Source organism: Pseudomonas sp. A25(2017) (assembly GCF_002001065.1).
GTDB lineage: Bacteria > Pseudomonadota > Gammaproteobacteria > Pseudomonadales > Pseudomonadaceae > Aquipseudomonas > Aquipseudomonas kilonensis.
The window spans coordinates 72,063-84,388 of the sequence record NZ_MUOA01000057.1 but is presented as its reverse complement, the minus strand read 5'-3'; the positions used below and the strand labels follow the sequence as shown (position 1 = coordinate 84,388).

The following is a 12,326-nucleotide window of genomic DNA, read 5'->3' as shown; positions in this document are numbered from 1 at the left end:
AGTCGGGTAACGACCCTTCTATGCGTATATCAAGGAGGATTGATGATGCGGGAAGCAACCACTGGACTCGAAAAACAGATTGAGATCGCGACAAAACTACTCTCTCTGTCGGCAAAAATCGGATTACTGATTGGCGGTACGTGCATCGTCAGTTATTTATTGAGCAACGGTCATTTCCCACAAGGCGTATCCGTTGGAGACAGTTTGCTATTTCTGGTCACGGCGTTTTGCTTTGGGCTGGTTTGTGTTTATTTTTCAGTCTCCGTCACCGCTGTAGGGATATTGCTTTCGCCGCTCTTCATACCGGTGCTTAGAGGTTTTGTCTGGCTACATGGAAAAATCACCGATAAAAAACCCATACTGGAATTCAAACGACCCAAAATAACCTTCCTCTCGGTGTTTTTTGGAATATGCGGCGCTGCGACCATTTACTTCCTTACCCACAAAAGCCCCTTGGAACACATTCAGCTCATCCTCCTGCCCATTTTCCAGTTCATCGTTTACTCCGCCTATCTGGAACAGAACAAGAAAATAAGCGCAGCGCAGCCGTCGGCACCTGAAATCGTCGATTCCGAGCATCCTGAGCAGAATCCCCACGCCGAAATGAAACCCTTGAAGAGAACCAGGCTCGTGATCGCTGGGGTCATCCTCCTGACGCCCCTTCTCATGGGGGGCGTGACTTCAGACTTGCTGCAAGCGGCCATGAGCTTCGCGCAAATACGTATAGAAAGGGCAACGATTCTGGTGAAACCGCCTTACGCCAACCTGTTGCCAACCCCCAAGGACTCACCGCTGGAAGATTACAAAAGATTTGAAAATGCGACGGTGATTTTCCGAGGTGTTGGCATCTCGACGCTCATTGAAATGCACTCCGAGGGAACGGCGATTCGGTTGGAGATCCCGAATGACTCGATCATTGTCGAGCGCCGTGTGAAGCCCGTTGCCAAAGTCAGGAAAAGTCCTGAGAAAACGGAAAGCTGATACCATCCGCACATTGACACGCTGAGCAGAACAACATGAATCGCCGCAAGAAAATAAACCAGTTATTGAAGGCTAACGCCAAGAAAGCCAGTGCCAAGCTGGCTCCCAAAAACAAGAATCAATACATCAGCAAAGCCGACCGATTGAAACTGGAAGCCGAAGCCAGCGACGCCTCCCTCACACCCACGCAAAGCTGATCCACATCACCGGCCCCCTCTGAAGCGCTGCGCCAGAACCGCCACGCCTTGCTGCTTACTCAAGGGGGCTTGCAGGGCAACGACGGCCAATGACGCAGTCCAGACCACCGAAACCCCGTAATTGAGCCGCTGGTACAAGCCGAACAAGTGGCCGTCGGCCAATGCCGTCGCCATCAGCACAACGGTCACGATGGCCAGGACTACGCAAATCGCCGAGAGCATGGCGAACCTGGACGATGAAAGCAGCGACTTGCCAAGGAACGTCCACAGCGCCCCCGCCAGAGTAAGCGAGATGAACATCACCAGCCCCGCAAGATTGTGGCTTTGCTGCGAGACCGATGGTTGAACCGGCGCACAACCTTGGTCGCAGGAAAAATAGCCGGTCGCGAAGCTTGCCAAACCGTGGACGAAAATCAGTACCGCGCTAAACAAGGCCATCGGCGATGCCTTGAACCGTCTCGCCACACCTATTGCGAAAAGCACGAACATCACACCCAGCGGAAAATTGTTCACCCAAGCAGAGAAGCTGTGGGTTGGCGCTCCCGCGGCGCCTAGTTGGCTCATGGCTTGATCCAGATGGCTGTAGCCTGGATAGGCCCGCGCGGTCAGTGCGACACCCAAAAACAGCCAGAATGGAATCAATATTCCGCAGCCTAGCAAAGCACGATCAATGGTTTTCATGTGGTGACACTCCGTGTCGTTGTGATGTCCGTTTGTGGGGGGATGTGAAAACTGGCATTGATTCAAGCGTCCACCTGCTCAATCAAGGACAGGGCGCAGGAAACTACGCTCATAACTCAAAATGAATCGTTGTTCCGTCGCCTGGGCCACCAATTCAACACACTCCGGATCCTGTTCGGCTTTCCTTCGATAGTTTTCGTAGTCGGCCAGGCTGGGGAAGCTGAACAGGCAGTAGGCGATATTGTTGGCGCCTTCGGCGGGTAGAAAATAGCCGTGATGCTCTCCCCCCATTCGGGTCACCACTTCAATCCATTGGCGCGAGTAGCGTTCGAAAGCAGGGATCTGGTAGGGGTCGATAACGTACCGGACATGACAGGTGATCACAGGCTCAATCCTTTGAAACGGAAAAGACCAATTCTACACAGAGTACGATTGAAGTGGCCTCGATAGCTTCTGAACGAAGCAAGCAACGCAGCAGTCGGAGCAACAAGACCCTCGGCAAAGAAACCTGGCTCATGCCCCTACGATCCGCTGCCCTCGCTACGTTGTTCTCTTTGGCTGCCAGCGCGGCTGCCGCAGAGCCTGAACCGCTGCGCCTGGAAAGCCTGAAACGCTGCGGCGACCTGCTGGAAACCCAGCACCAGGACTGGTGCCTGACCGTACGTGGGTTGGGTGAGGCAACACCGCAGTTGAACCTGGGCGCAAAGGTGATCCCCGCAGACACGATCCAACGCGAAGGGGAAAACCTGCGCGTGCGCCTGGACAGCGCCGACTACCAGAGCGGCCCGATCTGGCTGCGGGACGGCCCGCGCGCCAGCAATGCCACCTGGCTGACCTTGCGCAACAGTCACGTACTGGCCGCCAGAGCGGACGAAGTGGCGAAGAACATGGATGGCCTGACCACCTACGTCGACCTGGTCAGCGTGCTGATCGAGGAAGACCGTGACGGCCGTCAGGAAGCCGAGCGCCTGGCCCGCAAGTACGGGGCAACGGTGGTCGGCAGCATCGCGCCACTGAATCTGTACCAACTTCGCCTGCCGGCCAAGGACTTGGTGCAGCGTGACGCCCTGGTGCTGCGCCTGGGCAGCGAGACCAGCGTGGACGCCGTGGTCATCGAGGAGTCCTCGGCCGAAGAAACCGAGCAAGCCGCAGCCCATCCTGAAGAACCGAAGACGCCAGCCCTGGACTCCGACGAATGGGCCGCGAATCGCTTTCTCGACGCGGTGAATTATTACCAACGCCGCATCCCCGGGCGACAGCCGCCCATCCAGCCGCAACCGGTGCGCATCGGCCTGATCGAGCGTGATGTGGATTTCGACACGACGGACTTTGCAGACTACCTCGGCGCCTGCTCACCGCCGCGCACCTGCGTTTACGCCCGCGATGCAGACAAACCGGACAACCATGGCACGACCGTCGCCGGCATTCTCGGCGCGCGTTGGGACGACAGCGGCAACACCGGTTTTCTCCGCGGGCTGGACAAGACCAGCGGCGGCTTCGAAGTCATCGTCGAACGTAATTCCGATGCCGGGATCACCGCCAACATCGCCGCCTCGGTCAACCTCGTGGAGGACGGTGTGCGCGTACTCAACTGGAGCTGGGGCATCCATCGCGTCGGCGCCAAAGACGTCAAAGGCGATGACGTCGACTCCCTGCTGCGCTCGGGCATCGCCATGGGCGGCTACGAAGAGCTGCTGGAGGAGTTTTTCCTCTGGCTGCGCAAGGAACATCCCGACGTGATCGTGGTGAACTCCGCCGGCAATGGCTCCTCGTTCTCGGGCAGCGACGAATACCGCCTGCCCTCCTCCTTCATCACCGAACAATTGCTGGTGGTCGGCGGACACCAGCGCAGCGAGCGCAGCGGCGTCGCCGTCGACGACCCGGCCTATGCGGTCAAGCGCGCCTCCTCCAACATCGACATGCGCGTCGACATCACCGCCGCCGCTTGCACCCACGCCTCGACGGCCAACGCCGGCCAGGACAGCGCCGTGCATTGCGGCACGTCCTATGCCACGCCCATGGTCGCGGGCCTGCTCGCGGCGATGCTGTCCATCAACCCGCAACTGCAACCCGAGCAACTGCGCACGCTGCTACGCCGCAGCGCCATGACCATCGGCGACAACCACGACTTCGAACAGATGGACGGCGAAGACCTCACTGCGCCCATCCTGCCGTCGGAACGCCGCTTCCAACTCAACGACAAAGACGTCGGCCGCTCGGCCCGGCTGGACATGCAAAAGGCCCTGGACCTGACCGCACAAAGCCGCGACCGCGTGCGTTGAGTCGGCGAGTCAGGGGGCCAGCCGGTAAGTGGACTGCACCAAGCCCGAAGGAAAGCTGCGGCTGGATACCAGTTTCAAATCCACGTCCCGCTCAAGCCCACCGAACAACGGCCGCCCCGAGCCGATCAACACGGGAACGGTGGTGATCACCATATCGGTGACCAACCCCTCGCGCAGGAACGACTGCACCACCTGTCCACCATCCACATAGACGCGCTGCACGCCTTGGCTCTCCAGTTCCGCCATCAAATCCTTGGGGGCCAGATTGGAGAAACGCAGCTTGCCCTTCAACGCCTCAGGCACCGGCGAATCGGCCAACTGTTCGGATAACACCACCACGGGCCGGTCGTAGAACCAGGTGTCGAAGGTCAGCACCTTTTCATAGCTCCCGCGCCCCATCACGATCACGTCCTTGTCGGCGATGAAGGCTGAATAGCCGTGATCCTCAGACGGGTCATCGCGCTCTAGAAGCCAGTCGATATCGCCGTCGAGCCGCGCGATGAAGCCATCCAGGCTGGTGGCGATGAAGACGTGGGTGGTGGGCATTTTGGGGTTCCTTGTTGTTTTGCTTGAGCAGTCATGCAAGTCCATCAACGCCGATCGTGGGAATGAAGGTGGCGGCCACATTCGCAAGCGCCACCTTCATTGCATAAGTTACGCGTCCTTAGCGCGTGCCTCCATGGCCTTTTCGGCGTTGAAACCATCGAAGTTCTCGAAGACGCCCATGAAGCCGGGAACGGTCAACTCTCGCGCCCAGTCGCGCTGGAGTTCGCAGTACATCTGCACGCGACTGATGAGCTTCGCGCCCGCCTGTTCCATTCGGCGCAACGCCGCCTCGTGCGCGGCGAGTGACGTGCCGCCCACCGCATCGACCGGCACATAGACCTCATAACCTTCCTGAATCGCATCGAGTACAGGGAACGTCAGGCACGCTTCGGTCCAGAGCGCAGTCATGATGAGCTTCTTGCGGCCGATCGCTTTGACCGCCTGTTTGAACTCGGTGTCCTCCCAGCTGTTGATCGAGGTGCGGTCATAGGTTGGCAGATGGCCGAGCACGTCTTGCAGTTCCTGGATCGGCGGTTTGTTGCGGCCGGTCGCGACGTTGACGGTCGAGTGGATAATCGGGAGATTGTAATTGAGCGCCGCCTTGGCGACGCTCGTGATGTTGAAGACGAGCTCGTCACGGGGCATCGAGCGGATCGAGGAGACCTGGATCGGCTGGTAGTCGATGATGATCAATGCCGAGTTCTCGGGGGACAGGAGTGGGTCGGTCTGCGGGTTGCGGATATTCTCGCTTGCCATTGGGCAAATCCTTTTATGGGTCACGCTCGTGGGAGAAGTTGCTTTTCCGGGAGACAGGCACCAGCGGCGACGTTACCCGGAAGCAGCATTGTGCTGTTCCCCTATTCGATGCAGTAGTAGCATTGCGCGGCGAGCTGTGTCGCAGAACGGGGAACGCTGGAATGGACATTGAAGAGCTGCAGACCTTCGTCGAAGTGGCTGATGCGGGGGGCGTTTCACCTGCTGCGCTTCGGCTTGGCGTGTCCAAGTCGATCGTCAGTCGCAGGCTCGTTCGGCTTGAAACCGAGCTAGGCGTCCAGCTGCTTGCACGATCCACACGCGGGGCTGCTCTCACAGAGGCCGGGGCTACGTTCCGCGACTATGCCGCCAGAGTCTGTGCCGAGATCGACATAGCCAAGGAAACGATCCTACCCGCCGGAGCCCTTCGTGGCCGTTTGCGAGTCGCCGTACCGCTCTCTTTCGGCCCGACGCATTTCGCGCCCGTGCTCGCGGAAATGGCACGACGTCACCCCCAGCTTCATATCCAGACCTGCTACAGCGATCGTTTCGTTGATCTCATCACGGAGGGTTACGATTGTGCGATACGGGTTGGCTACCTTCCGGACTCCAACTTGATCGCAAGGCGCATCGGCCCGATCTATGCGAAGCTCCTCGCGAGTCCGGACTACATCAAGGCGCACGGTTCACCTGAGGCGCCGGAGGAAATTATCGCCCATCAGGCCCTGATGCAGAGCACTGAAGCCTGGCAATTCATGGATGGGGACAAGATCATCACGGTGCGTCCGCAAGGGCGCTTCAAGGCTGACAACGGCATCGCTCTAGTCGCCGCCGCCACGGCGGGACTCGGGGTCGCGTACCTGCCCGATTGCCTTACCCACGAACACGTGACTTCGGGGGCACTGGTGCCCATCATGACGCGGTACCCTCCACCTCCGGCAGGTGCCTATGTCATTCGCCCGCCAGGCCAACATCCCGCACGCAAGATACGGGTCCTCACCGAACTGCTGATCGAGTATTTCGGCGAGTCTCCGCACCTTGCCGTGCTGCCCCGGCCTGAGGCATGACCGCTGACCGCAATGCTCGTCGTGACTCGAGTCATCGAACAACCCGGTTCGTCACATCAATGAGGTCGGCCTGGCCTCCGGCAAGCGAGGGCGCTGAAGCAGCCACCATGTCGTGTGGGAATCCAAGGGTGATTGCGCTGGCAGCGTCCAGCTGTGCCAGTTGATCCGCCGTCAGGTGAACCTCGGCTGACGCCAGGTTATCGGCCATCTGCTCCGGCGTGCGTGGACCAATGATGGGGAGTGTTCCCTTGGCCAGCACCCAGGCGATTGCGATCTGACCCGGTGTGTGGCCGGTTTCTTCGGCGATCGCTAACACGGCATCCACCGTCGAGGTCTTGCGCTCGCTGTTCTCGTCGTGGATCACCACGCCCAACCCCTGCGCACGACCGGTTTCCCCTTTGCGGTATTTACCTGTCAGCAAACCACCGCCTAGCGGTGACCATCCAACGGCTCCCAGATTGAATGCCGCCGCCATCGGCAGGAGTTCGCGTTCGGCCGAGCGCTCGACCAGGCTGTGCTCCAATTGCACCGCCGATATAGCCGACCAACCACGAAGCTCGGCCAGGGTGGCTGCCGTTGCCACACGCCAAGCCGGGAAATTGGACAGTCCGCTATAGAGCACTTTGCCAGAGCGGATCAGGTCGTCCAGGCCCCGGACAATTTCGTCGATAGGCGTTACACCATCAGGCATATGCACCCACAACAGATCAATTCGATCCGTCTTGAGGCGCTTGAGGCTGGCTTCCACCGAGCTGAGCATGGCCTTGCGGCTATTGCCGGAGCGCAGGACGCCGGCACCGGGGGAATCACCGAGCGAGAATTTGGTCGCCAGCACGACTTCATCACGCTCGGTCGCCATGAAATCGCCGAGAATCGATTCCGATTGGCCAAATTGATATTGATCGGCCGTATCGATGAAGTTGCCCCCCGCTTCACGGTAACCGTTGTAGATTTTACGTGCCTCGTCCAAGTCGGACCCGTAGCCCCATCCTTTACCGAAATTGCCAGTGCCCAGCGCGAGCGAAGAGACCCGCAGGCCGGTATTGCCGAAAATGCGATAACGCATGGCGGACTCCTTCAAGGCAGGAGGCTTTGGCGACCTGCGCTGGGTTGAGCGTGAATGTATGCGCGAGAAGTTTAGACGGCTGATTGCAGATTTGCCGCAATGGTTTGGCTATCTTTGCAGCCGTAGTCAAGAAAGGACCTGCACTGAGGCAGTTCATCATCGTTTAACTCCTCATATCCTTTTTGTAAGGTGCTGATGATTTGCTCGCGCACATGAGTGAGTGAATACCCAATGCTTCTAACCCGCGACGTAGTTCTCGAACAGTGATTTGGTAGGCACAAAACAATGAGCCAACTACAATACTACCCACTGCAACCAAATCGGACGCATTAAATATGCACTGCTTATTGGTCTCCGACGCGTTTTGCAGTGCCTCCAAGATACGTTCCGCCGATACTCACTTCGCTCTCAGTTGCCATTTAACATTCCTGCTACTCACTGGTAGTCACCTACTCACAATTCTCCCAAACCGGTAAATTGATTTAGGCATGAGCTATCCAAGGTCCCGCACCTGTTCCACACTTATCTAAAACTCGTCCTCTGAAAGCCCGTAAGTCGCAGTGTTGCCGTTAGCAACTTTGTAGAGGGTGAGCGTGACAACGCTGTATCGGGTGTTCCTGCTAGTCGTCGTTTCAGTGAGCGTCATTGCTTCGGAGCGTGAAAGGCCACCAGACGTCAGATCACGATACCGAACGTCATAAGCACCTGCAGTGAGATTCTTGATGGTGAAGCGGCTTCGCGCGGGAATGAAAATCTGTCTTACCGGTCTGGCTACCGCACCTTGTAGGGCAACGAGTTTTAGAAACACGTCTGAGTTATTCTGCCCATTGTCGATGGTTACTTCTGAATGGCCGGTTTTGTGCGTCTGTGGCTCGCCTACTAGGTAACTGGCAGTACGAGGCCATGGTCGGCCATTGGGCGCGGTTTTCGGCCGCACGTAGGCCGGCTTCTTCGCGGCTGCCTCGCGTTGATTGGTGGCGCTTACAGGACGTTGAGCTGTGTTGGTGCCTGAGCCGTTAGCAGCCGTTGTCAGTGGAACGGCCTGAGCGGAATACGGCATCGGACCACGTGGAGGGGAATAATGCGTCCCGGCCGTATTAATTACCGTGATGGTGATCGCCGCAGCCACGGCAGCAATCGCGCCGAGATGGATGAAGAATCGGCCGTGAATGAGACCCCAACTACTTTTCAAGCGATTGTCTTTGTCGCCGCCCAGCTCATCTATGAAGGCTTCAAGGTTGCTGGTCAAGCTATCTCTTTCGTTAATCCCTGCCGCATTGCGGCCAAGCGTAGTAGGGATCTTCTTGCAGTACTTCATCGCGTTTTGGGCGATTGACTGCGCTAGGTCTGGACGACCGGTTGTGTAGAAATAATATGCTTGGTAACCCAGCATTCTGGCGTTTTCCAGCGGTGGATGTGATCCACCGAACATGTTGGTAACCAATGCATGGACCGTATACAGCGGCCCCCATGGAAATCCCCACCACCCGAGCAGCCAACTGGTTGCCGACGCCTTGAGAGACTGTTTTTGTGCACAGGGACTGCAATACACGCCGGCGATAGGCTTACGAATTGTGAGCAAGAGAAAGCTCTTTACGGAACGGAACACCACTACTCGCGGCTGGGCTGATACCTTTGCGCAGACGGAGCATACGATGGGGTCTGGTACTTTAGAGGTCTCGGGTTCTGCGGCGCTGCTATGAATGGTCTGAGTGTCGTACTCGGCTTTGGAAGCAGGGTCCGAGAGCACTGCGTACGCCTCATTCAAAAACTGGAATTGCTGAGTCGTGTTGTTGCCGGGGTTGCGGTCAGGGTGCAGCTCCATGGCGCGTCTGCGGTATGCCGTTTTGATCTGCTCAGCGCTAACGATCGATGTTAGACCCAAGACTGCGTAGTAACCCTTAGGGTCGTCCTTGTCGTGGTGCATTGAACGGTCCTTGTCGCACTGGTGGAGTAGCAGGAAATTGGTTTTTAAACCGATGGAGGCAATACCACTTCCAAGCCATCAGTTTGGAGGAGAGCAGAGCTTGTTCAAGCGACTGAAGCGGAGGCGCTTTGTGAATACTCTGCATAGTAGCTAATTGCTATATTCGCCGTCCAATGCAACCGATTGATGGGCGTTACCGGTTTAAAAGGACGTGAGCTAATACGGGCCGACTTTCGCAGAAGCTAACCTCGCCGACAGGCGGCTTTCGGCCAAAAAACGGACGCTCCCCCATGGCTATTTTCGGCCAAAAGCAGTCGTTCAGAGTGTGTCTAAGAATTTGAGGGCTATTCAGGCTGCCCGCTAACCGATCAGACATAGAAAGCCTCCCCGAGGACGACCTCTACAACCCAGAAATAAAGATAAGTGATTATAGGTGCAATTCTTTTTGGGTTTTGATGAACCCCTGGAAATTCGTTAACGCTATTGGAGGATCACCATGAAAAAAAATCTCAGCGAAATGCCGAGTGAAGCCGCTGGGATCGTAGAGTTTATTTTTTGCTGATTTTCTAGCATGTTTGAGCCTAGCTCGGCGCTCAGCACGATTTGCAGCTGGCGCTTTATCCATTTTCCGACTGACAACTTCCTCCAGCATTTCTTGGCGTTTTTTTTGCGTGTGGTGATGGATTAAATAGGTACCGAGATTGCTGTAGAACCACTCCCCCGAAACCAGCAGCTGCATCTCTACCGACAAACCTGACAATCCAGCTGCGAGGTCACCACTGCTCGCGACCGCCTTGTAGAAATTCGACATGGTGTCCTGGAAGGACCCTGCTGACATCTCCACATTGGGGGCTACAAGGTAGTTAAAAGGGCTTGGGGAATTTACCTGTAGCCCAGCCGACAAACTGAACCCATGACAGGCCGCTACTACTACACCGGTATTGTTACGGGTGGCCCTGTTAATCTGCCCCACCTGCCGCTGCAACTCTGTCCACGAGATGTACTCATCTGAAGCTGATATATACATCCCCTTTTCAGGGTGCCCGTGCCCCTCAAAATGGAGAATCGGCTTTAGAACACCTGACTTGCATTCCGAGAGGACGGCCATCAAATGGGCGTGCAATGACGCTACGCTTGTTACCTGGTACCGGGTGCAATATCCGCTGCGACCGATGGCAGATGTATAGTCAGTGACATCCGAATACAGTCGCCTGCCCGTCTGCAAATCTTTGATCGGCAGAGCATCAAATATGATTAGTCCGTTGTTTATACAAACGGAAGTGTAAGTCAGCTGATTCAATTTTGGTCCCCTTAGCGCTGTCGATTGCTGCATCTAATGGAGGGCTGCAGTCGATCCCCTGTAGCAGGGTTGAGAGATGGGCAGAAATCGCCGCTGGCAGCCCTTCGCGCGAAGCAGCAATCTGTATCAGCAGCCGGTCTAAAAGCAAATCAACGATTACTCTATTAAACGCCCTTCAATGGCTAGTGTTGGGTTGAAGACGATAGAAAAACCACCTAGACCCCCAAAATCGGTAAGCATGTCAAAGCCAAGAAGCAGAATTTTTTCGCTAGTAAAATCCGAAATATACATAGTGCGAGAAACGAACCTGTTTGCCATGCAAATCTGAGCGTGCCCGCCGATTGTTGCTAATGGAGAGTTTTTAATTATTTGCTGCAATGCAATAATCGGAGTTCGGTCTTTCCAGTATTTCTCTTCGGCACATTTAATATTTTTACGCTCAATCTCCTTTCGGACATCCTCCTTCCGGTCTCCCAAAATCACGTACTCTCCATCAGAAATGCTCCTCTCTTCAAAGCCGATTTTTGCCGGCTGTTCTGGAGAGTTTTTTAGGATATATATTTTTGTATCGTTATGCTTTTTGCAGAAGCCGAAAACCACTATTTCACAGCGAGCGTTTTTCGGATGAAGAGTCCCGACAGACATTAGATACTTTTGCGCTATTTTTTGGGTTAATTTAGCAATATCCTCAATGCTTGGCATTCGTTCTTCGATTGACTTCGGTATGTCAGCCCTATCGTCGTAATAATTCGTCTCAGTCAGATTATCCAAACACAATGCCAAAATATCTTTTACGCTATTACCGATGAGTGTGCTACCCGCAAATCCATAACAAACACTCAAGATCTTATGAGAATGCTGCCGAGTTATCTTGGCTTCACCCTGATATATATTCACAGGTAGAACAAACAATTTTTGCAAGCTATCCGTCATTGTCCCTGTATCACTCGAGACCCTAGAGTCTGCAACAGCCCAGAGACCTGGATACCAATCTTCGCTTTTGTTGTTCCAACATATGATTGAAGTCATTAACTCTCGCGTCCCTTCTTAGATTTGATACCCCATCGACGCTACTCAGCATCGAAGAAGAAGCCTATCTCGGCACGCTCGCCACTGACAATCATCATCGTTGATTGAGTTGATCACGCGGCCTCGCAGGATCAATCGACTGGATCGCTCCCTGTCTCGTAACAGCATCTCCGAATGTCCGCTCTTGGCCGAAAGCTGTCTGTCATGAAGGGCTGAATTCGACCGATTCTGTTGAAGAAGTCGACCACCGTTTCCACGTCAGAAAAGTACGCGCCTGAGATTGAAATCTTTATTTTGAGCAGAGTGTTCCGAGCTCAGATTTCACGTAGCTGCGCGCAAGAAAGGCGTTTTCAGCAGTCAGTACGCGGGCAGCCTTGAAAAACCGACTTTTTCAACAGAATCGGCCAGAAGCGGTCGTTCGACCAAGGGGCAATGCGTGATGTCCGCATTTTCGGCCATACGCCCGTCGGCGCGCTCGCCTATTGAACCTGACTCAA

12 protein-coding genes are annotated in these 12,326 nt (G+C 55.6%); 4 read left to right on the top strand and 8 right to left on the bottom strand.

What is annotated here, in order from left to right:
- The first annotated feature begins 42 nt into the window (after window positions 1–42).
- A complete protein-coding gene (locus B0E42_RS11780; RefSeq protein ID WP_053179337.1) occupies window positions 43–981 on the top strand; it encodes a hypothetical protein in 939 nt (312 codons plus the stop codon).
- A 35-nt stretch (window positions 982–1,016) separates the two neighbouring features.
- Window positions 1,017–1,178, top strand: a complete 162-nt coding sequence (locus B0E42_RS11775; protein ID WP_077506450.1) for a DUF2986 domain-containing protein — start codon at window positions 1,017–1,019, stop codon at window positions 1,176–1,178.
- Between the two features lie 6 nt (window positions 1,179–1,184).
- Here the strand turns inward: B0E42_RS11775 and B0E42_RS11770 are convergent, their stop codons facing one another.
- Both B0E42_RS11770 and B0E42_RS11765 read right to left on the bottom strand, forming a co-directional pair.
- Window positions 1,185–1,859: a DUF998 domain-containing protein gene (locus B0E42_RS11770; RefSeq protein WP_077506449.1), complete on the bottom strand. Its 675-nt coding sequence runs from the start codon at window positions 1,857–1,859 to the stop codon at window positions 1,185–1,187.
- Window positions 1,860–1,937: 78 nt separating this feature from the next.
- A complete protein-coding gene (locus B0E42_RS11765; RefSeq protein WP_018602212.1) occupies window positions 1,938–2,243 on the bottom strand; it encodes an NIPSNAP family protein in 306 nt (101 codons plus the stop codon).
- 131 nt (window positions 2,244–2,374) lie between these two features.
- On the opposite strand from B0E42_RS11765, the gene B0E42_RS11760 reads away from it, so the two are divergent.
- The gene (locus B0E42_RS11760) at window positions 2,375–4,141 is read left to right on the top strand and encodes a S8/S53 family peptidase (protein ID WP_077506448.1); all 1,767 of its coding nucleotides are present in this window, start codon (window positions 2,375–2,377) and stop codon (window positions 4,139–4,141) included.
- Window positions 4,142–4,150: 9 nt separating this feature from the next.
- Here B0E42_RS11760 and B0E42_RS11755 read toward each other — a convergent pair whose 3' ends face one another.
- Together B0E42_RS11755 and B0E42_RS11750 are read right to left on the bottom strand one after the other, a co-directional pair.
- Window positions 4,151–4,687, bottom strand: a complete 537-nt coding sequence (locus B0E42_RS11755; protein WP_077506447.1) for a dihydrofolate reductase family protein — start codon at window positions 4,685–4,687, stop codon at window positions 4,151–4,153.
- A 108-nt stretch (window positions 4,688–4,795) separates the two neighbouring features.
- Complete coding sequence (locus tag B0E42_RS11750; RefSeq protein WP_077506446.1) at window positions 4,796–5,443, bottom strand: hydrolase; 648 nt, start codon at window positions 5,441–5,443, stop codon at window positions 4,796–4,798.
- Between the two features lie 161 nt (window positions 5,444–5,604).
- Between B0E42_RS11750 and B0E42_RS11745 the strand changes: the two genes are divergently transcribed.
- A complete protein-coding gene (locus tag B0E42_RS11745) occupies window positions 5,605–6,507 on the top strand; it encodes a LysR family transcriptional regulator (RefSeq protein ID WP_077506445.1) in 903 nt (300 codons plus the stop codon).
- Between the two features lie 31 nt (window positions 6,508–6,538).
- Here B0E42_RS11745 and B0E42_RS11740 read toward each other — a convergent pair whose 3' ends face one another.
- From B0E42_RS11740 to B0E42_RS11725, 4 genes are all read right to left on the bottom strand, one after another.
- Complete coding sequence (locus B0E42_RS11740) at window positions 6,539–7,573, bottom strand: aldo/keto reductase (protein WP_077506444.1); 1,035 nt, start codon at window positions 7,571–7,573, stop codon at window positions 6,539–6,541.
- Window positions 7,574–8,099: 526 nt separating this feature from the next.
- Window positions 8,100–9,500 (bottom strand): J domain-containing protein, encoded by a 1,401-nt coding sequence (locus tag B0E42_RS11735; protein WP_077506443.1) that lies wholly within the window; start codon window positions 9,498–9,500, stop codon window positions 8,100–8,102.
- A gap of 427 nt (window positions 9,501–9,927) precedes the next feature.
- Window positions 9,928–10,800 (bottom strand): hypothetical protein, encoded by an 873-nt coding sequence (locus B0E42_RS11730; RefSeq protein WP_139353140.1) that lies wholly within the window; start codon window positions 10,798–10,800, stop codon window positions 9,928–9,930.
- Window positions 10,801–10,956: 156 nt separating this feature from the next.
- Window positions 10,957–11,829, bottom strand: a complete 873-nt coding sequence (locus B0E42_RS11725) for a hypothetical protein (protein ID WP_139353139.1) — start codon at window positions 11,827–11,829, stop codon at window positions 10,957–10,959.
- Window positions 11,830–12,326 lie beyond the last annotated feature (497 nt).

Coding starts and splice junctions, on each gene's coding strand:
- B0E42_RS11745 (WP_077506445.1), top strand. CDS start 5,605: ATGGACATTGAAGAGCTGCAGACCTTCGTCGAAGTGGCTGATGCGGGG.
- B0E42_RS11750 (WP_077506446.1), bottom strand. CDS start 5,443: ATGGCAAGCGAGAATATCCGCAACCCGCAGACCGACCCACTCCTGTCC.
- B0E42_RS11740 (WP_077506444.1), bottom strand. CDS start 7,573: ATGCGTTATCGCATTTTCGGCAATACCGGCCTGCGGGTCTCTTCGCTC.
- B0E42_RS11725 (WP_139353139.1), bottom strand. CDS start 11,829: ATGACTTCAATCATATGTTGGAACAACAAAAGCGAAGATTGGTATCCA.
- B0E42_RS11775 (WP_077506450.1), top strand. CDS start 1,017: ATGAATCGCCGCAAGAAAATAAACCAGTTATTGAAGGCTAACGCCAAG.
- B0E42_RS11770 (WP_077506449.1), bottom strand. CDS start 1,859: ATGAAAACCATTGATCGTGCTTTGCTAGGCTGCGGAATATTGATTCCA.
- B0E42_RS11735 (WP_077506443.1), bottom strand. CDS start 9,500: ATGCACCACGACAAGGACGACCCTAAGGGTTACTACGCAGTCTTGGGT.
- B0E42_RS11780 (WP_053179337.1), top strand. CDS start 43: ATGATGCGGGAAGCAACCACTGGACTCGAAAAACAGATTGAGATCGCG.
- B0E42_RS11755 (WP_077506447.1), bottom strand. CDS start 4,687: ATGCCCACCACCCACGTCTTCATCGCCACCAGCCTGGATGGCTTCATC.
- B0E42_RS11760 (WP_077506448.1), top strand. CDS start 2,375: ATGCCCCTACGATCCGCTGCCCTCGCTACGTTGTTCTCTTTGGCTGCC.